The organism is Acinetobacter sp. YH12129 (assembly GCF_013418685.1).
In the GTDB taxonomy this organism is placed as follows: Bacteria; Pseudomonadota; Gammaproteobacteria; order Pseudomonadales; family Moraxellaceae; genus Acinetobacter; species Acinetobacter amyesii.
Genome location: NZ_VPBP01000003.1, coordinates 97257 through 116645, shown reverse-complemented (window position 1 = coordinate 116645; position 19389 = coordinate 97257). Strand labels below are relative to the sequence as shown.

At 43.5% G+C, this 19389-nt stretch carries 18 protein-coding genes; 17 read left to right on the top strand and 1 reads right to left on the bottom strand.

Going from position 1 to position 19389, the window contains the following annotated elements; translation table 11 throughout:
- Positions 1-102: 102 nt before the first annotated feature.
- The 16 genes from ndhC (at position 103) to FTU65_RS02935 (ending at position 17200) form a co-directional block, all read left to right on the top strand.
- Positions 103-651, top strand: coding sequence for an NADH-quinone oxidoreductase subunit A (gene ndhC / locus FTU65_RS03010; protein WP_078191106.1), 549 nt, complete (start codon positions 103-105; stop codon positions 649-651).
- A 6-nt stretch (positions 652-657) separates the two neighbouring features.
- A complete protein-coding gene (locus tag FTU65_RS03005) occupies positions 658-1335 on the top strand; it encodes an NADH-quinone oxidoreductase subunit B family protein (protein ID WP_078191105.1) in 678 nt (225 codons plus the stop codon).
- 87 nt (positions 1336-1422) lie between these two features.
- Complete coding sequence (gene nuoC / locus FTU65_RS03000; protein WP_078191104.1) at positions 1423-3210, top strand: NADH-quinone oxidoreductase subunit C/D; 1788 nt, start codon at positions 1423-1425, stop codon at positions 3208-3210.
- A 14-nt stretch (positions 3211-3224) separates the two neighbouring features.
- Positions 3225-3734: an NADH-quinone oxidoreductase subunit NuoE gene (gene nuoE, locus FTU65_RS02995; protein ID WP_078191103.1), complete on the top strand. Its 510-nt coding sequence runs from the start codon at positions 3225-3227 to the stop codon at positions 3732-3734.
- Entirely contained in the window at positions 3731-5062 is a 1332-nt protein-coding gene (gene nuoF / locus FTU65_RS02990; RefSeq protein WP_168378564.1) for an NADH-quinone oxidoreductase subunit NuoF, read from the top strand. The genes nuoE and nuoF overlap by 4 nt, the downstream gene beginning before the upstream one ends.
- Positions 5063-5073: 11 nt before the next feature.
- Entirely contained in the window at positions 5074-7752 is a 2679-nt protein-coding gene (nuoG, locus tag FTU65_RS02985; protein WP_180064947.1) for an NADH-quinone oxidoreductase subunit NuoG, read from the top strand.
- Positions 7753-7755: 3 nt separating this feature from the next.
- Entirely contained in the window at positions 7756-8772 is a 1017-nt protein-coding gene (gene nuoH / locus FTU65_RS02980) for an NADH-quinone oxidoreductase subunit NuoH (RefSeq protein WP_078191100.1), read from the top strand.
- An 18-nt stretch (positions 8773-8790) separates the two neighbouring features.
- Positions 8791-9333, top strand: a complete 543-nt coding sequence (gene nuoI / locus FTU65_RS02975; RefSeq protein ID WP_078191099.1) for an NADH-quinone oxidoreductase subunit NuoI — start codon at positions 8791-8793, stop codon at positions 9331-9333.
- Positions 9333-9851 (top strand): NADH-quinone oxidoreductase subunit J, encoded by a 519-nt coding sequence (gene nuoJ / locus FTU65_RS02970; protein WP_171262661.1) that lies wholly within the window; start codon positions 9333-9335, stop codon positions 9849-9851. Before nuoI ends, nuoJ begins: the two co-directional genes overlap by 1 nt.
- Entirely contained in the window at positions 9851-10159 is a 309-nt protein-coding gene (gene nuoK, locus FTU65_RS02965; RefSeq protein ID WP_067665227.1) for an NADH-quinone oxidoreductase subunit NuoK, read from the top strand. The genes nuoJ and nuoK overlap by 1 nt, the downstream gene beginning before the upstream one ends.
- Positions 10156-12045 (top strand): NADH-quinone oxidoreductase subunit L, encoded by a 1890-nt coding sequence (gene nuoL, locus FTU65_RS02960; RefSeq protein WP_180009861.1) that lies wholly within the window; start codon positions 10156-10158, stop codon positions 12043-12045. Before nuoK ends, nuoL begins: the two co-directional genes overlap by 4 nt.
- A gap of 1 nt (position 12046) precedes the next feature.
- On the top strand, positions 12047-13660 hold the full coding sequence (nuoM, locus tag FTU65_RS02955) for an NADH-quinone oxidoreductase subunit M (RefSeq protein ID WP_180009860.1): 1614 nt from the start codon (positions 12047-12049) through the stop codon (positions 13658-13660).
- Positions 13661-13663: 3 nt separating this feature from the next.
- The gene (gene nuoN / locus FTU65_RS02950; protein WP_078192290.1) at positions 13664-15208 is read left to right on the top strand and encodes an NADH-quinone oxidoreductase subunit NuoN; all 1545 of its coding nucleotides are present in this window, start codon (positions 13664-13666) and stop codon (positions 15206-15208) included.
- A gap of 126 nt (positions 15209-15334) precedes the next feature.
- Positions 15335-15970, top strand: coding sequence for a uracil phosphoribosyltransferase (gene upp / locus FTU65_RS02945; protein ID WP_078192289.1), 636 nt, complete (start codon positions 15335-15337; stop codon positions 15968-15970).
- Between the two features lie 86 nt (positions 15971-16056).
- Positions 16057-16350 carry a cold shock domain-containing protein gene (locus FTU65_RS02940; protein ID WP_168378567.1) on the top strand — a complete coding sequence of 98 codons (294 nt, stop codon included), beginning with the start codon at positions 16057-16059 and terminating at the stop codon, positions 16348-16350.
- A gap of 97 nt (positions 16351-16447) precedes the next feature.
- The gene (locus FTU65_RS02935) at positions 16448-17200 is read left to right on the top strand and encodes an excalibur calcium-binding domain-containing protein (RefSeq protein ID WP_180009859.1); all 753 of its coding nucleotides are present in this window, start codon (positions 16448-16450) and stop codon (positions 17198-17200) included.
- A 43-nt stretch (positions 17201-17243) separates the two neighbouring features.
- Here FTU65_RS02935 and gigC read toward each other — a convergent pair whose 3' ends face one another.
- On the bottom strand, positions 17244-18128 hold the full coding sequence (gigC, locus tag FTU65_RS02930) for a LysR family transcriptional regulator GigC (protein ID WP_078191091.1): 885 nt from the start codon (positions 18126-18128) through the stop codon (positions 17244-17246).
- An 85-nt stretch (positions 18129-18213) separates the two neighbouring features.
- On the opposite strand from gigC, the gene FTU65_RS02925 reads away from it, so the two are divergent.
- Positions 18214-18975 (top strand): ferredoxin--NADP reductase, encoded by a 762-nt coding sequence (locus tag FTU65_RS02925; protein ID WP_180009858.1) that lies wholly within the window; start codon positions 18214-18216, stop codon positions 18973-18975.
- Positions 18976-19389 lie beyond the last annotated feature (414 nt).

The window sequence follows — 19389 nt, the reverse complement described above, 5'->3', positions numbered from 1 at the left end:
CAATCAGGTACAATTGGCGGGATTAATTTTGTGTTTGGTGTATTTGAAGGCCAATACATACATTCTTTGTTAATAAATAGGCCTGCCAGGAGTTATCCCCGCATGAGTGCCATTACTCCATACGATTGGGCAATTATTGCCTTCGTGATCGGCGTTACATTCCTTTGCGTCTTTATGCTGACCGTCCCTTTACTCCTTGGGGGTAAATCATGGGGTCGTGCTAAGCAAGAGCAGTTTGAGTCAGGTGTAGTAGGTGCTGGTGGTGCACGTATTCGCTTGTCTGCGAAATTCTATTTAGTTGCAATTTTCTTCGTCGTGTTTGATATCGAAGCACTTTATCTATATGCATGGTCTACTTCTGTTCGGGAAGCAGGCTGGTTTGGTTTTACTACCGTGGTTATTTTTGTGGTCGATTTATTGATTGCTTTAATTTACGCGGTAAAAGTAGGTGCATTAGATTGGGCGCCTTCTGATAAGCGTAAAGCTGCAGGTAAAGCGTTGAAAATTGGTTCACCAAATATGGACATCGCAGAAATCACACGCTTTAACTCTATTGAAGAGTTGGTTATGGACCCTACAGGTCAAATTCCAGCGCAATCATCTGGTCGTGTGAAATCTAAGTCACCGACTGCATCATCTGACAAGGAGTAAGACGGGATGAAATATACATTAACCCGTGCGAATCCGGATGCTGATCAATATCCACTTCAAGAGCGTCAAATCGTTACCGATCCGCTTGAAGAAGAAGTGAATAAAAATGTGTTCATGACTCGTTTAGAGGATGTTGCACATACAGCAGTAAACTGGGGTCGTAAAAACTCAGTTTGGCCGTTCAACTTTGGTACATCTTGCTGCTACGTAGAGTATGCAACGACTTTAACAGGCGTGCATGACTTGTCACGTTTCGGTGCCGAGGTTATTCGTGCTTCACCACGTCAGGCTGACTTGATGATTGTTGCAGGTACATGCTTCATGAAAATGGCGCCTGTAATTCAACGTTTGTACGAGCAAATGCTTGAGCCTAAATGGGTAATCTCAATGGGCGCATGTGCAAACTCTGGTGGTATGTACGACATTTATTCAGTTGTACAAGGTGTGGATAAAATCATCCCTGTCGATGTGTATATCCCGGGTTGCCCACCACGTCCTGAAGCTTTAATTCAGGCATTGATGTTATTGCAAGACCAGATTCAACTTGAGCGCCGTCCTTTATCGGCCGTGATTGGTGATGATCTTAAGCCAGTGTATAAGCCAAAGATGATGCCAGAACGTGACCGTAAGAACGCACAGCGTATTGCAGTGAAAAACTTACGCTCAATGGATGAAATTAAATAATCACTGCGACGAAATATTGATACACCCGGACTGGGTGTAATTGTCGTTTTGATTGACTGAATTTGTATTAAATAGGAAGCCAAGCCAATGGCTGAAACTGACATTGCTATGCCAGAATCAACTCCAGTTGATTCCCGCCCTGCATTTGCAATTGTAGAAGAGCTCAAAACCAAATTTGGTGAGAACTTCTACGTGCAAACGACTTTTGAAGACTTTCCAACAGTCTGGGTTGAGCGCGCACGTGTACAAGAAGTTTTAATGTTCTTGCGTACGGTGTCACGTCCATACGTGATGCTGTTTGACTTGTCTGCGGTTGATGAGCGTTTACGTACACACCGCGATGGTCTGCCTGCATCTGACTTCACTGTGTTCTATCACTTGTTATCGTTAGAGCGTAACAGTGATATTCGTATCAAGGTTGCATTAGCTGAGAATGATGTAAACATTCCAACGGCAACCAATATTTGGCCGAATGCCAACTGGTACGAACGTGAAGCTTACGACATGTTTGGTATCAACTTCGAAGGGCATCCAATGCTCCGTCGTATCTTGTTGCCAACATATTGGGAAGGTCACCCGTTACGTAAAGAATATTCTGCACGTGCGACCGAATACACGCCTTATCGCCAAAACCAAGCGAAACAGGACTACGAACAAGAACATCTTCGTTTCGTACCTGAAGATTGGGGTATGAAGCGTGGGAACGATGATGAAGACTTCATGTTCCTAAACTTGGGTCCTAACCATCCATCTGCGCACGGTGCCTTCCGTGTGATCTTGCAGTTGGACGGTGAAGAAGTGAAAGACTGTGTACCTGACATCGGCTATCACCACCGTGGTGTGGAAAAAATGGCTGAGCGTCAAACATGGCACTCATTCATTCCGTATACAGACCGTGTTGACTACTTAGGTGGTTGTGCGCAAAACATGCCTTACGTTCTTGGCGTAGAGCAAATGGCAGGGATTACCGTTCCTGACCGTGCACAATGTATCCGTGTCATGATGTCTGAATTGTTCCGTATCAATAACCACTTGTTGTTCATTGGTACTGCGATTCAGGATGCCGGCGGTATGACCCCTGTATTCTATATGTTCGCTGACCGTCAAAAAATCTATGACGCGATCGAAGCGATCACGGGTTACCGTATGCACCCAGCATGGTTCCGTATCGGTGGTACAGCGCACGACTTGCCAAACAACTGGCAGCACCTCATTCGCGAAATCCTAGATTGGATGCCGAAGCGTATGAACGAGTACTACACTGCGGCACTGAAAAACTCAGTGTTTATCGGTCGTACCCGTAATGTTGCTCAGTATGATGCAAAATCAGCATTGGCTTGGGGTGTAACAGGTACAGGCCTACGTGCTACAGGTATCGACTTCGACGTTCGTAAATATCGTCCGTATAGCGGCTACGAAAACTACGACTTCGATGTGCCTTTAGAGTACGAAGGCGATGCTTATGCACGTGTTCTTGTTCACTTCCGTGAAATTGAAGAATCACTGAAAATCATCAAACAATGTTTAGACAACATGCCTTCTGGTGCATACAAAGCAGACCATCCATTGGCTGTTCCACCACCAAAAGATAAAACTTTACAAGACATCGAAACATTGATTACGCACTTCTTGAGCGTGTCATGGGGTCCTGTAATGCCAGCAGGCGAAAGCTCTGTAATGGCGGAAGTGGTAAAAGGTGCGTCGAACTACTACTTGACTTCAGACAAGTCAACGATGAGTTACCGTACACGTATCCGTACACCAACCTTCACGCACTTACAGCAAATGCCTTCTGTGATTAACGGCAGCTTAATGTCTGACTTAATCATTTATTTAGCGACAATTGACGTCGTAATGGCTGACGTGGATCGCTAAGGGGTAATCGCATTATGATGATTTTGACTGACAAAAAACCACGTGTGAACGTTGAAGGGATTTTAACTGCGGAAGAAATCCACGATATCGAACATCACATTGGTCACTATCCGTACCCACGCGCAGCATGTCTTGATGCGTTGAAGTGTGTACAACGCCGTAATGGCTGGGTAGATGATGCACAGATGAATGCTATTGCTCAATTGCTTAGCATGAGCCTTGCAGACCTAGAAGGTGTTGCTACTTTCTATAACCGTATTTACCGTCAACCAGTTGGTCGCCACGTAATTTTATTATGTGACTCGATTGCTTGCTTCTTGATGGGCGCGGAAACACTTGCTGAAGCATTCCAGCGTGAATTAGGCATTTCATTTGGTCAAACGACTGCAGATGGTCGCTTTACTTTATTGCCAATTTGCTGCCTAGGTAACTGTGACAAAGGTCCGACGTTAATGATTGACGAAGACACTCACGGTCTAGTTGAAGTGACTTCAATTAAACAGTTATTGGAGAAGTATGTATGAATACTGAACCAAAACCAATTTATGGCGACGGTAACCCAGAAACTCACCCATTAACTTGGCGTTTGAGCAAACAGGAACACGTACGCAGTGCAGATGATTACGAAGCACTTGAAGGTTATGCTGGCTTTAAGAAAGCTGTTGGCATGCAACCGAAAGAAGTGCTTGAAGTGATCAAAGCTGCGACTGTAAAAGGTCGTGGTGGTGCGGGCTTCCCAGCAGGGATCAAATGGTCGCTTATGGCACCAAATGATAACTCAGGTCCTCGTTACCTCATCTGTAATGCCGATGAAATGGAACCAGGTACCTTTAAAGACCGTCTGTTGATGGAAAAACTTCCTCATCAGTTGATTGAAGGTATGTTGATTGCTGCTTATACATTAGAAGCAACACAAGGTTATATCTTCATCCGTGGTGAATATATCGAAGCGGCTCAATACTTAAATGAAGCATTGGACCAAATTCGTGCCAAAGGTTACTTAGGCGAAAACATCCTAGGTACTGGTTGGAACTTTGAGTTACACGTGCATACCGGTGCGGGTCGTTATATCTGTGGTGAAGAAACTGCATTGATTAACTCGCTTGAAGGTCGCCGTGCGAACCCTCGTACTAAACCGCCATTCCCACAAGTTGCAGGTGCTTGGGGTCGTCCTACGATTGTTAACAACGTAGAGACTTACAACAACTTACCAGCAATTATGCTTCGTGGTCCTGAATGGTATATCGGTTTATCTGAAGGTAAGTCGAAAGATCCAGGTACTAAAATCTACGGTGCATCAGGTAAGGTAACTTTCCCAGGTCTTTGGGAACTTCCATTTGGTACAACTGCGCGTGAAGTGATTGAAGATCATGCCGGTGGTATGCGTGATGGTTTAAAACTCAAAGCATGGTTACCGGGTGGTGCTTCTACAGACTTCCTTGCTGCTGAACACATTGACCTTCCTATGGATGCTGAAAGCATCATGAAAGCAGGTTCACGTTTAGGTACGTGTTTGCTCATGGTGGTTGATGAAACTCAGTGTATGGTTTCTGCGACACGTAACTTAGAAGAATTCTTTGCGCGTGAATCTTGCGGTTGGTGTACACCATGCCGTGATGGCTTACCTTGGGCGGTTAAAGCGCTTAAAGCCTTGGAAGATGGCACAGGTAAGAAAGAAGATATCGATCACTTACAAGAACTTACTCGTAAGCTTTGGATTGGTAAAACTTTCTGTGCGCATGCTCCAGGTGCGATGGAACCGTTAATGGGCGCACTCAAACATTTCCGTGGCGAGTTTGAAGCTAAAGTCGTAAATGCGGCAGCTCAAACTAGCAACGTAGAACAAGCTTAAGGAATTCGACTATGGCTACAATTCATGTCGATGGAAAATCGTATGAAGTCAACGGCTCAGAGAACTTGCTACAAGCATGTCTTAGCCTTGGCATCGACATCCCATACTTTTGTTGGCATCCATCCTTAGGTTCTGTCGGTTCTTGCCGTCAATGTGCTGTGACTCAATACGCGAATCCTGAAGATACTCGCGGTCGTTTAGTTATGTCATGTATGACGCCTGCATCTGACAATACCTACATCTCGATTGAAGATAACGAAGCAAAGAATTTTCGTGCTTCTGTTGTTGAATTCTTGATGACCAACCACCCACACGACTGTCCAGTGTGTGAAGAGGGTGGTCACTGTCATTTACAAGATATGACTGTAATGACTCAGCATGACCGTCGTCGTTACCGCTTCACAAAACGTACGCATTACAACCAAGAGCTAGGCTCTTTCATTTCTCATGAAATGAACCGTTGTATCGCGTGCTACCGTTGTGTGCGTTACTACAAAGATTATGCGGGTGGTACGGACTTTGGTGTGTATGCAAACGCTTCGCGTGTTTACTTTGGTCGTCCAGAATCAGGTACTTTAGAATCTGAATTCTCTGGTAACTTGACTGAAGTTTGCCCAACAGGTGTATTCACAGATAAAACTCACTCTGAACGCTATAACCGTAAATGGGACATGCAGTATGCGCCAAGCGTATGCCAAGGCTGTTCTTCAGGTTGTAACATCTCTCCGGGTGAACGTTATGGCGAACTACGTCGTGTAGAAAACCGCTTTAACGGTGACGTGAACCAATACTTCCTTTGCGATAAAGGTCGTTTCGGTACAGGTTATGTGAACCGTGAAGATCGTCCACGTCAACCACAATTCCGTTCTGGTGCAAATGTGACTACAGTTTCTGTAGACCAAGCATTGGATACCGTAATTGAAAATATCCAAGGTAAAAAAGTATTGGGTATCGGTTCACCACGTGCGTCACTTGAATCAAACTTCGCACTTCGCGAACTTGTAGGTCAAGACAACTTCTCAACCGGTATGGCTCAAAAAGAGCAAAAACTTGTTGAACTTGCAGCTTCTATTATGCAAACCGAAGGTGTTTATAACCCTGGTATGCGTGAAATCGAAAGCTACGATGCTGTGTTGATTTTGGGTGAAGATCTGACTCAAACTGCGCCTCGTATGGCTCTATCTGTTCGCCAAGCTGCGAAAAATAAAGCTAAAGAAATGGCTGCAGAGCGCCGTACGCAAGAGTGGTTGGCTGAACCTGTACAACGTATTGCTCAAGATGCCAAATCTCCGATTTACATCCTTGCTGCAACTCAAACACGTTTAGCTGATGTTGCAACAGGTGAAGTTGTTGCATCACCTAACGACATTGCACGTTTAGGTTTTGCGGTCGCTGCTGCTGTCAAAGGTGAAGTGATCTTAGGTTTGGATGACGATGCAAAAGCATTTGCACAAACCATTGCTGACACTTTAAAAGCTGCGAAAAAACCACTCATCATCTCTGGTACAAGCTTGCAAGACGCATCAATCATGGAAGCTGCTGCACAAGTTGCACAGAACCTTGGTAATGCGGGCTTAACATTGACTGTTCCTGAAGTGAACTCAATGGGCTTAGCGATCTTTGGTGGTCAAAGCTTAGAACAAGCATTTGCACAAGATTACGATACCGTGATCGTGGTGGAAAATGACCTTTATCGTCGCTTACCAGCCGCGCAGGTGAATGCTGCACTTTCTGGTAAAGAAGTGATCGTACTTGATCATTCTGAAACTGAAACTGTGAAAAAAGCCAACATCGTACTTTCTGCTGCTTCATTTGCTGAAGGTGACGGTACTGTTGTCTCTCAAGAAGGCCGTGCACAACGTTTCTACCAAGTGTATGACCCAAGCTACTACAAACCTGAACTTGCGATCAAAGAATCTTGGCGCTGGTTACATGCCATTGAAACTGGCGTGAAAGGCAAAGCGATTTCTTGGACACTTCTTGATGATGTTATCGAGTCAGTAGCGAAAAACGTTCCTGCACTTGAAGCGATTCAAGACGTAGCACCAGATGCTGGCTTCCGTGTACATGGTCTGAAAGTGGCACGTGAACCACGTCGTTACTCAGGTCGTACAGCGATGCGCGCACCACTTTCTATTCATGAACCAAAACAACCAGTCGATAAAGACTCTGCGTTGACGTTCTCTATGGAAGGTTATGTAGGTAACCAAACTCCAGCTTCACTTGTACCATTTGCTTGGTCTGCAGGTTGGAACTCTCCACAAGCTTGGAACAAATTCCAAGACAACGTGGGTGGTCACTTAAAAGGTGGTGATGCAGGCGTTCGTTTATTCGATCGTTTAGCGAAACGTCCAGCACGTACTTTCGTTGCACCTGCACCTGTTGCGGTTAATGGTGAAAGCTTCCGTCTTGTACCGATGCATCACATCTTCGCTTCTGGTGAATTTACAGTGAAAACACCTGCGATGGAGTCGCGTATTCCTGAAGCAATGTTTGCTGTGGGTGAACAAGATGCAGCACGCTTAAATGTTCAAGATGGTCAACGTATCGCTGTGAAAGCAGGGGATGCTGAAATCGTCCTTCCAGTTCAAGTGATTGAATACTTACCTACAGGTTATATCGGTTACCCAGTGGGTCTAGCACCTACAGTATCGCTTGCAGAACCTGTTTCAGTCGCGGTAGGAGTGTAATTCATGGAACAAGAATTAATCCGTCAAACGCCGCTGTGGGCTGAAAACTGGCCAATCGCCTATTCAGTTCTTCAAGCAATTGTGATCTTACTGGTTGTGGTATTGATCGCTGCGTTGATGTCTTTTATTGAACGTCGTTTACTCGGCTTGTGGCAAGACCGTTACGGTCCGAACCGTGTAGGTCCGGGCGGTATGTTCCAGATTGTTGCCGACATGCTGAAAATCATGTTCAAAGAAGACTGGACACCAAAATTTGCTGACAAATTGACTTTCCGTATGGCTCCAGCAGTTGCGATGGCAACTGCGGTGCTATCGTTCATGGTTATTCCTGTTTCACCTTATCTAGGTGTTTCAGACATGAGCATCGGTCTATTGTTCTTTATGGCAATGGCTGGTATTGCGGTATACGCAGTATTGTTCGGTGGTTGGTCATCAAATAACAAATACGCATTACTTGGTGGTTTACGTTCTGCTGCTCAAACCATTTCTTATGAAGTGTTCTTGGGTATTTCACTAATGGGTGTGGTTGCGATTGCAGGCTCATTCAACATGCGTGAAATTGTTGAAGCTCAACGTGATGTTTGGTTTGTTATTCCTCAGTTCTTAGGTTTCTTGATCTTCGTGGTTGCGGGTGTTGCGGTAACTCACCGTCATCCATTTGACCAACCAGAAGCAGAACAAGAATTGGCGGAAGGTTACCATGTCGAATACGGCGGTATGAAATGGGGTATGTTCTTCGTTGCGGAATACGTCAACGTCGTATTGATCTCTGCATTAATCGTGACTTTATTCTTCGGTGGTTGGTTAGCGCCTTTCAACCTAGATATTCCATTCATTCCAGCTGCGTTCTGGTTCATTATTAAAACAGCATTCTTTGTAATGATGTTTGTCTTGGCTCGTGGTTCTTTAATGCGTCCACGTTATGACCAAGTTATGAACTTTGGTTGGAAAATTTGCTTGCCATTGGCGTTGGTTAACCTTCTGGTAACTGGTGCTGTGATTCTGATGAATCAGGCCTAAGACAGCAGGGAGAATAAAATGTTTAAATTTCTAGCTGGATTTGGGTCAATTGTACGTTCGTTGTGGATGGTATTCTCACACGCGACACGTAAACGTGACACCATTTTATATCCAGAGGTTAAAGCGGAAGACATCGTACCACCACGTTTCCGTGGTCGTATCGTGTTAACGCGTGACCCTGATGGTGAAGAGCGCTGCGTTGCATGTAACCTTTGTGCGGTTGCATGTCCAGTCGGCTGTATTTCACTACAAAAAGCTGAAAAAGAAGATGGTCGTTGGTATCCGGAATTTTTCCGTATCAACTTCTCACGTTGTATTTTCTGCGGTATGTGTGAAGAAGCATGTCCTACGACTGCGATTCAAATGACACCTGACTTTGAGTTAGGTGAGTATGTTCGTCAGGACTTAGTATATGAGAAAGAAAACCTTCTTATCTCAGGTCCTGGTAAATACCCAGACTATAACTTCTACCGCGTAACAGGTATGGCTGTTGCTGGTAAAGATAAAGGTCAGGCTCAACGCGAAAGCACACCAGTTGATGTACGGAGTCTATTACCATGATGTGGCCATTTTATTTGATGGCGCTTGTGGCCATCGTCTCTACCGTTCGTGTTGTAACTAACACGAACCCAGTACACGCTTTATTAAGCTTGATTATCTCTTTACTTGCAGTTGCAGGTATCTTCATGATCGTGGGTGCGCCGTTTGCCGGTGCCCTCGAAATTATCGTTTACGCTGGCGCAATCATGGTGCTATTCGTATTCGTCGTGATGATGCTGAATCTTGGTCAAAATACAGTTGAACAAGAAAGCAAATGGCTGACTTCTTCAGCGTGGGCATATCCTGCGTTGATGAGCTTTCTAATGGGTCTAATCCTTGTTTGGATGTTGAAGTCAGACTACACAACTGCAGGCACTGTCATGGGTGCTCAAGTTGTCGGTCCGAAAGAAGTGGGTACTTCACTCTTTACTCAGTACTTATTGCTGGTTGAAGTTGCTGCGATGTTATTGCTTGGCGCACTTGTCGCTGCATTCCATCTTGGCAAACGTGAGCCAGGTGCAGAAGAGGACAAAGAATAATGGGCAACATCCCTTTAGAACATGGTTTGATCGTTGCAACCATTCTTTTTGCACTGGGTTTTTACGGTGTGATGGTTCGACGCAACCTACTATTTATTTTAATGAGCCTTGAAATCATGATGAACGCTGCTGCTTTAGCGTTCGTTTTGGCAGGAAGCGCATGGGCACAGCCAGATGGTCAAGTGATGTTTATCTTGATCTTAACGCTTGCTGCAGCAGAGGCTTGTATCGGTCTTGCGATCGTCCTTCAGTTCTATCATCGCTTCCATCATCTGGATGTGGATGCTGCTAGTGAGATGCGCGGATGAGTTATTTATATTTAACAGTACTTTTCCCGCTAATTGGTTTTATCCTGTTGGCGGCAGGTCGTAAAAATCTTCCTGAATCAGTTGCTGCAATTATTGGTGCAGGTTCAGTTGGTCTTTCAGCTTTATTTGCATTAATTGCCGGTATCGATTTTGTTAATAATGGTTCAGTTGCAACAACTCAGCATCTTTGGACTTGGTTCAGTGCAGGTAACTTAGCACCGGGCTTCACGCTTCATTTAGATGGCTTATCATTATTGATGATGGGCATGATCACAGGTGTGGGTTTCTTAATTCACATCTTTGCAACATGGTACATGCGTGGCGAAGAAGACTTTGCACGTTTCTTCTCATACTTCAACCTATTCGTAGCAAGCATGCTGCTTTTAGTGTTGGGTGACAACTTAGCGTTGTTATTCCTCGGTTGGGAAGGTGTAGGTCTATGTTCATACCTATTGATTGGTTACTACTACCAAACACCTGCAAACGGTTTTGCTGCAATTAAAGCATTCACTGTGACACGTGTGGGTGACGTATTCTTACTGATCGCATTGTTCTTGATCTACCAACAATTCGGCACTTTAAACATTGCAGAAGTTGTAGCTGCTGCGCCAACAGTTTTGGTTCAGAGTTCTTCAATTGCGATTTGGACTGCATTGATGTTGTTCTTGGGTGCTGCAGGTAAATCTGCTCAGATCCCATTACAAACATGGTTAGCAGATGCGATGGCTGGTCCTACACCAGTATCTGCATTGATCCACGCAGCAACAATGGTAACAGCAGGTGTTTACCTATGTAGCCGTATGTTCAGCGTGTTTGAACAAGCGCCAGAAGTGATGATGTTCATCTCAATCACAGGTGCGGTGACATTGTTAGTTGCAGGCTTTGCTGCATTGGTACAAACAGACATCAAACGTATTCTTGCTTACTCAACTATGAGTCAGTTGGGTTATATGTTTATGGCTGTAGGTGCTGAAGCTTACCAAGCTGGTCTATTCCACATGCTGACTCACGCATTCTTCAAGGCATTATTATTCTTGTCTTCTGGTGCAGTGATTTTGGCTTACCATCACGAACAAAACATCTTCAAGATGGGTGGTCTATTCCACAAAAACAAATTCTTGTTTGCTTGTTTCGCGATTGGTGGCGGTGCATTGGCTGCGATTCCATTCATCACGATCGGCTTCTTCTCGAAAGATGCGATTCTTGGTGCGGTATGGGTGAAAGGTCAAGCGATTGCAGTTTATGACTGCTTGTACTGGACTGGTGTAGCAGGTGCGTTCTTAACTTCAATTTATACATTCCGTCTTATTTGGGTTGTATTCTTTGGTAAAGAAAACACGCCTTACCACGAAATCAAAGGTGTTACTTACTGGGGTCCATTGGCGATTCTTGCAGTGCTTTCAACTGGTTTAGCTTATGTATTAAAAGCACCAGTAACGAATATTTTAAATGCTGCACAAATCCCAGCGTTTAATATTCCAGAAGCACTAGAACACGGTATGCATAGCGCTGAATACACAGCTGTTGGTATTGCACTTGCAGGTCTTGCAGTTGGTGTGGTGTTATTTGCCTTTGCTTATGGTGCAGTGAAATCGTTCGCGAAAACTTCACTGGGCGCGGGTCTTGCAAATATCTGTCGTAATGCACTTGGTTTCGATGCTTTGTATAACATTGTTTTCGTTAAGCCTTATTTGCTACTGGCTAAAATCTTTGGTCGTGATCCAATTGACGGCTTATGGCTTGTATTGCCTGCACTTGTTAAAGGCGGTAATAGCTTTACAAGTTCACGTCAAACAGGTTCATTGCGTGAATACGCATCTAGTATGGCATTCGGTACGTTTGCATTACTATTGATCCTGGTCGTGATTCAGGTCGTGGGGAAATAAAATGGAAACTCCAAACAATTTAATTCTACCCGCTCTGATCCTTATTCCGTTCATTGCAGGTTTTGTATGCTGGCTTGTCGATAAACTCGACAAGCACTTACCACGCTATATTGCCTTAATTGGTATGCTATTAACGTTGGTGTTAACCGTCGTTTTATGGCAAAGCGGTACTTATAACTACGAGTTGGGTACACAAGCTCCACAGTGGGCTGCTCAATTTAACCTACCGTGGATTACCACTTTAGGGATTAACATTCACCTTGCGGTGGATGGTCTTTCACTGCTTATGGTGGGTTTAACTGCATTACTGGGTGTACTTGCGGTCGGCTGTTCATGGGGTGAGATTCAAAAGAACGTTGGTTTCTTCCACTTAAACCTACTTTGGTCTTTAGGTGGTGTGATCGGTGTATTCTTAGCGATTGACATGTTCCTATTCTTCTTCTTCTGGGAGATGATGCTAGTACCAATCTACTTCTTGATCGCACTTTGGGGTCATAAAGGGGCAGAAGGTAAGTCACGCGTTTACGCTGCAACTAAATTCTTTATCTATACTCAGGTTGCGGGTCTGATCATGTTGATCGGTATCTTGGGTCTAGTGGTTGTTGGCTTCCAACTTCACGGTCAAATCAGCTTTAACTATGACTTCTTGATGAGTGTTGCACACACTGTTGAGGCGAAAGCTCCAGCACTTGCGTATGCATTCATGATCTGTATGTTCATTGGTTTTGCGGTAAAACTTCCAGTTTTCCCTTTACACGGCTGGTTACCAGATGCACATGCGCAAGCACCTACAGCGGGTTCTGTCGACCTTGCAGGTATCTTGATTAAAACTGCGGCTTATGGTCTTTTACGTTTCGTTATTCCATTCTTCCCAGTAGCATCTGCTCAGTTTGCTGACATCGCGATCATTCTTGGTCTAATCGGTATTTTCTACGGTGCATGGTGTGCATTCCAACAAACAGACATGAAACGTCTGCTTGCGTACACATCTATTTCGCACATGGGCTTCGTACTTCTTGCTTTGTATGCAGGTAACATCCTGACATTCCAAGGCTTGATGATTATGATGCTGGCTCACGGTCTATCTTCTGCTGCATTGTTCATTATGTGTGGTCAGGTTTACGAACGTCTGCATACACGTGACATGCGTTTGATGGGCGGTATCCGTGGTCAGTTCCAATACCTTTCATTCTTCTTAATGTTCTTTGTTGCGGCACTTGTAGGTATTCCGGGTCTAGGTAACTTCATCGGTGAATTCCTGATCTTGATGGGTTCTTATGACAAGTTCCCTGTGTATACAATTTTTGCTGCAGTAAGCTTAGTATTTGCCGGTCTTTACGGTTTAATCCTGATCCACAAAGCGTTGTTTGGTACACCAAACGAAGAACAAAAACAGCATTACGCAAATCCGTTGAAAGACTTAAATGCGCGTGAAGTTGTGATTCTTTTAATCTGTGCTCTTGGTCTAGTATGGCTTGGTCTATTCCCACAAACGTTCCTTGATATTTCAAATTCAAGCATGGCGTGGATTGCAAATAGCTATATTCCAGTTCAAGAAGTCGTTGATGTTGTGCAGCAGATTGCTGTACAACCTGAAAATGTGGAGATGCAATAAGCCATGGACTTCACAATGTCATTTTCTGAGCTTATGCCATTAGCTCCTGTGATGATCGTGGCTTTAACTGCGATCGTCGTGATGTTGCTAATTGCAATCAAGCGTAACCACAATTTAGTTGCAACGACTTCCGTTATCGGTCTGAACCTTGCAGCCTTTTATATTATTTTTGTTTTCGTTGCAGGGCAGTATGCACCTGCAAACGTAATGAATTTGTTCATCGTAGATCCATTTACGATGTTGTACCAATTCGTGATTTTGATTGCAGCACTTGCTTGCTGCACATTGTCACATGCGTATATCGAAACCTATAAAGATAACCGTGAAGAACTTTATATCTTGATGCTGTGCTCTGTAACAGGTGCATTGTTAATGGTTGCAAGTTCGCACTATGCGTCTTTCTTTATCAGTCTTGAGTTAATGTCGATTCCTGTATACGGCCTATTGGCTTATACACACCAACGTTCACAGTCGCTTGAAGCGGGTGTGAAATATTTGGTGCTTTCAGCAACCGCTTCTGCGATGTTGTTGATGGGTATGGCTTATGTATATGCGTACACAGGTACAATGGCATTCGTTGCTGAACCAGGCAAAATGTTCACAACTTTCAGCCAACCGGGCGTAGTCCTTGGTCTTGCACTAATTGTCTTTGCTGTTGCATTTAAATTGTCTCTTGCGCCATTCCACAAATGGACACCAGACGTGTATGCCGGTGCGCCAGCGCCAATCGCGACATTCTTAGCGACTGTGGCTAAAGTGGCAATGATCGGTCTATTCGTTCGTTACTTCTTAGCTTCTGGCTTAATCCTTTCTGACAGCTTCATTACAATCGTGACCATTATTGCAGTATTGTCTATCCTTGCGGGTAACTTACTAGCAGTACGTCAAGTGAACTTGAAACGTATCCTTGCATATTCTTCAATCGCTCACTTTGGTTACTTACTTGTTGCGATTGTAAGTGCACGTAATACTGACTTTGTTCAAGTACAAGGCTTTGCAACATTTAGCAGCGTCAACGTTTATGTGATTACTTATGTATTAACAACGATTGGTGCGTTCGGTGTTGTGACACTGATGTCTAGCCCTTACAACAACAAAGACGAAGCAGGTAGTCTTGCTGAGTACCGTGGTTTGTTCTGGCGTCGTCCAGTGTTGACTGCAACACTCACTGTCATGATGTTATCTCTTGCAGGTATCCCATTAACAGCGGGCTTTATTGGTAAGTTCCTTGTGATCAAAACAGCAGTTGCTGGTGGTTCATGGTTCTTAGCTGCGATGGTTATCCTTGGTTCAGGTATCGGTTTGTACTACTACCTACGTGTGATGGTTGTGATGTACATGACTCCACCGGAAAACCCACGTATCGACGCTGTCGATCATTGGGGTCAAAAAGTGGGTGGTATTATGGTGCTTGGCGCAGCTGCTCTTGTGTTGTTGATCGGTGTATATCCAGATCCAATCATTGCAGTTTCTCAAGTGGCATACTTTGCGATCTCACCTGAATTACAACAGTTCATTTTTAGCTTAATTCAAAGTGGTTTTAACTAATGAATTAAGCAATTAATTTGCTTATTACAAAAAAGCCTCCTGTAAAGGGGGCTTTTTTATTTTTATCATTTGTTAAATAGCTTTATAATGGTTGAAATTTTATCTTAACCTTTTAGGTGTTCTCCCGTGGCTATCCATGAAATCCGTCATCCTCTTATTCGACATAAACTCGGCTTACTTCGTCGTGCAGATATTAGTACTAAAAACTTCCGTGAGCTTGCTCAAGAAGTGACTATGCTTCTGACTTATGAAGCAACGAAAGATTTACCAATGGTCGATCATGAAATTGATGGTTGGAATGGTAAAGTAACTGTAGATCGTATTGCCGGTAAAAAAATAACAGTCGTACCGATTTTACGTGCAGGTATTGGTATGTTGGATGGTTTCTTAAACCTGATTCCAAGTGCGAAAGTATCTGTATTGGGTTTAGAGCGTGATGAAGAAACTTTAGAAGCGCGTACTTACTACAAAAAATTAGTACCAGACGTACAAAACCGTTTAGCGATGATTATTGACCCAATGCTTGCAACGGGTTCATCGCTCGTTGCTGCTATTGACGTTCTAAAAGCCAGTGGTTGTAAAGATATTCGTGTCATGGTGCTTGTTGCAGCTCCAGAAGGCATTAAACGTGTGAATGAAGCTCACCCAGATGTGATCATTTACACAGCATCTGTAGACCAAGGTTTAAATGAAAACGGTTATATCGTTCCTGGTCTTGGCGATGCAGGCGATAAAATTTTCGGTTCAGTTCAAAAAGACTAATTTTTGCATCATGAACAGAAAAGGGGCTTTTATAGCCTCTTTTTTTATATACTAAAGACATTGGAATAAATGGAATAGGGTACTTTATGAAGTCCGAACAATATAAAGGTAAAGTGAAGCAGTACAATCCTGAAAAGGGCTTTGGCTTTCTTTCATGCGAAGAAGGTGATGTATTTTTCCATATCTCTGACTTTCCCGCAGATGGTGTCGAACCAAAACGTAATGATCGCGTGAAATTTAATGTGGTGGAAAATGGTGATCGTTATAAGGCCATTAACATTGAGCGTGAAGAAGACAAATCTGCAAAAGCTAAAAAATCTAAAGTCGTGGCAAATAACCAGTCGATTACTTCAGCATTGCTTTCAAATTTGCGTAAATAATGTAATTTTAAGATTTCTTTGAAATCGAAAGAGGTCTATAGGGCCTCTTTTTTTATTATCATAAGAGCATTAAAAGAAAAGATGATAGACAATTTTTATGTTTAAAGAGGGGAAAATCAAAAGCTATAACGTTGAGCGCGGCTTTGGATTTATACAACAAGATCAAGCAAAGGATTTATTTTTTCATATTCGTGATTTTCCTAGCCGACACATCGAACCACGTGTTGGAGAAAATCTCAAATACAGGATTGAAGCAGATCAAGGTAAATTTAAAGCTGTAAATATCATCCGTTTAGATTTGAAAAAAGAGCAGTCCACTCATGAACAGATAAATCCGTCATTTGAATCAATGCTAGATCGAGTAAACGATCAAGTTACTCCTCACGATATAGCCAAAGGCACAGTTTGGGGCAGTAAAATCATCAGTATTATTGGACTCATTGTGATTCTAGTTTTAGCTGTGGCCGTCTATAGTAAATATCAGCAGTACCAAGAACAGAAGCAACAACATTTACAACAGCTCATGCAAGAAAATGAAAACATCGTAAAAGAACAACGTAAAGCTCAGGGGGATTTACCCGATCGGGTGCTGTCTGAGCAAGGTGAAAAAAATCTATACGGAACAGCTTCAACGCAAGCTCAGTCTGTTGTTCAAGACACTGCGCAGGCACCTGCTTCAAGTGATTCGCCAAGGGCAGTAGAAAAAGCTCAGTTTAGTTGTGATGGACGACAGTATTGCAGTCAAATGCGCTCAAGAGATGAAGCTCAGTGGTTTATTAAGAATTGTCCAAACACGAAGATGGATGGTGATAATGACGGTATTGCTTGTGAGAATGATTCTAGGTGGTAATGGAAGCATTCACAAAAAAAGCGCCATTAGGCGCTTTTTTTATTTAGACAGATTTTTCACAAAATTGCATAAAGGCTTTGAGACCCGGTCCTTGGTATTTCTGACGATGTACCAACATGAATAATGGACGGGCAAGTTGCCAAAACGGCGTATCTAAAACCACCAATTGACCTTTTTCACGTAAAGGCTCAATTGCCAGTTTAGAAATACATGACATACCAAGACCACCTGCCACGATTTTTAGAATGGCTTCGTTATGACCCAAGGTTAAACGAATATTGGCATCTGGCAGGTCTTTTAAAATTGCGTTATCAAATACTTCACGTGTGCCTGAACCTTCTTCACGTAAGATCCATTCTACGTTATCAAAGTCAGCCGCAGTGAGTGCACGATCCAGCTTCGCTAAAGGGTGCTCAGGTGAACAGCACACAGCAAGTTCATCGTCACGCCAGTGAATACATTGCAGCTGTGGCAGATGACATGAACCTTCAATTAAGGCCAAATCCAACTGAAATTGGTTTACCGCTTCAATCATTTGGCGGGTATTGCCGACTTGAAGTTGTAAATGTGCTTGAGGCTGAATTTGTAGGAAATCTGCCATGAGGTCTGGCATCAAGTAGTCACTGATGGTTAGGGTCGCACCCAAACGCAGATCAATACTTTGTAGTTCGCCTTTCGCTGCTTGTTCAAAAGCTTCACAGCGCCCTAAAATTTCCAAAGCTTGTGGCAATAAAAAACGACCCAAGTCATTCAATTGCAAGCGTTTACCAAGTCGGTCAAACAGTGGAGCACCGAGACCATCTTCGAGGTCTGCCAATGCCATACTTGCTGCACTTTGAGTAAGTTTGACAGCATCACTGGCTTTGGTAACGGTACCTTCTTGAGCGACTGCTACAAAAACAGCCAACTGGCGTAAAGTCATGCGCATGAATCAGGCCTTAACATTTAAAAAATATTAATAAATTATGCTGTCATGCTAACATGAGCACAGTCTGTCACGCCACGTTCAAATCATGTCAATTGAAAAATTTAGCTTAGAAAAGGTTTTATCTGTACACCGTTGGACCAATACTTTGTTCAGTTTTACCATGACACGTCCTGCGCATTTTAAATTTACCGCTGGTCAGTTCGCACGAATCGGCTTGAAAGTGGGCGATGAATTGGTGGTTCGTGCCTATTCTGTGGTGTCGTCACCCTTTGATGAAACTTTAGAATTTTTCTCTATCGTCGTTCCAGATGGTGCTTTTACCTCGAATTTACAGCATCTACAAATGGGTGATGAGCTGTATTTAGAAAAAGTCCCTTATGGCTTCCTTACCTTGGCACGTTATCAGTTGCCATTGCCGAAGGACTTATGGCTGTTGGGGACAGGAACGGGTCTTGCACCATTTTTATCAATGCTACAAGACTTTGAAACGTGGTCTAAATACGAAAAAATTAATCTAGTCTACAGTGTGCGTACCGTATCAGAATTGGCTTATATCGAGCGTATTCAAGAAATCGCCGAGACCTTTGGTGAAGGGCATACGGGTTTTAAATTTATACCTATTGTGACACGTGATCCAAATGCACCGCTGCATGATCGTTTACCAGTTTTAATTGAAAATGGCGAGCTAGAACAGGCGGCGGGCTTAGCGTTTAATGTGGAAACGACGCATGTCATGTTGTGTGGTAATCCACAAATGGTTGATGACACCAAGGCAGCATTAAAGGCGCGCGGTTTGACCATGAACCGCCGTGGTGAAGGTAATATTGCTGTAGAAAACTATTGGTAAGGTGCCATGAAAAAAGCTCATCGATGGATGAGCTTTTTTATTTTCGGAAATTAAATAACTGATGTTATGCATGCAAAAGTAATTTTGCATTTTTAAAATGATTGTTAAGCCAATTCGACGGAGTCTTACATCAAGAGAATGAATAAAGGGATTAGCCTTCGGCTGGAGGTACTCTTACGAAGCACGCTTCTCATTAGGCAAAATGAGAAGCGTGCTTCGCAAGGAAACCATCTTGCGGTGCAATGCACCTCACCGACAAAACTCGTTCACTAGCGTCTAATTATCTAAAGTATCGCAAAAAAATTTTTGATTAGAAGAAGTCCTATCTCAAATACTTGCGGATGACGTTACCGCGTATCGTACTTTTATTTCAATCAAATTGCGCTTCTGATGTTACTGTGTAACATCAGTTAA

Coding starts and splice junctions, on each gene's coding strand:
- ndhC (WP_078191106.1), top strand. CDS start 103: ATGAGTGCCATTACTCCATACGATTGGGCAATTATTGCCTTCGTGATC.
- FTU65_RS03005 (WP_078191105.1), top strand. CDS start 658: ATGAAATATACATTAACCCGTGCGAATCCGGATGCTGATCAATATCCA.
- nuoC (WP_078191104.1), top strand. CDS start 1,423: ATGGCTGAAACTGACATTGCTATGCCAGAATCAACTCCAGTTGATTCC.
- nuoE (WP_078191103.1), top strand. CDS start 3,225: ATGATGATTTTGACTGACAAAAAACCACGTGTGAACGTTGAAGGGATT.
- nuoF (WP_168378564.1), top strand. CDS start 3,731: ATGAATACTGAACCAAAACCAATTTATGGCGACGGTAACCCAGAAACT.
- nuoG (WP_180064947.1), top strand. CDS start 5,074: ATGGCTACAATTCATGTCGATGGAAAATCGTATGAAGTCAACGGCTCA.
- nuoH (WP_078191100.1), top strand. CDS start 7,756: ATGGAACAAGAATTAATCCGTCAAACGCCGCTGTGGGCTGAAAACTGG.
- nuoI (WP_078191099.1), top strand. CDS start 8,791: ATGTTTAAATTTCTAGCTGGATTTGGGTCAATTGTACGTTCGTTGTGG.
- nuoJ (WP_171262661.1), top strand. CDS start 9,333: ATGTGGCCATTTTATTTGATGGCGCTTGTGGCCATCGTCTCTACCGTT.
- nuoK (WP_067665227.1), top strand. CDS start 9,851: ATGGGCAACATCCCTTTAGAACATGGTTTGATCGTTGCAACCATTCTT.
- nuoL (WP_180009861.1), top strand. CDS start 10,156: ATGAGTTATTTATATTTAACAGTACTTTTCCCGCTAATTGGTTTTATC.
- nuoM (WP_180009860.1), top strand. CDS start 12,047: ATGGAAACTCCAAACAATTTAATTCTACCCGCTCTGATCCTTATTCCG.
- nuoN (WP_078192290.1), top strand. CDS start 13,664: ATGGACTTCACAATGTCATTTTCTGAGCTTATGCCATTAGCTCCTGTG.
- FTU65_RS02940 (WP_168378567.1), top strand. CDS start 16,057: ATGAAGTCCGAACAATATAAAGGTAAAGTGAAGCAGTACAATCCTGAA.
- FTU65_RS02935 (WP_180009859.1), top strand. CDS start 16,448: ATGTTTAAAGAGGGGAAAATCAAAAGCTATAACGTTGAGCGCGGCTTT.
- gigC (WP_078191091.1), bottom strand. CDS start 18,128: ATGCGCATGACTTTACGCCAGTTGGCTGTTTTTGTAGCAGTCGCTCAA.
- FTU65_RS02925 (WP_180009858.1), top strand. CDS start 18,214: ATGTCAATTGAAAAATTTAGCTTAGAAAAGGTTTTATCTGTACACCGT.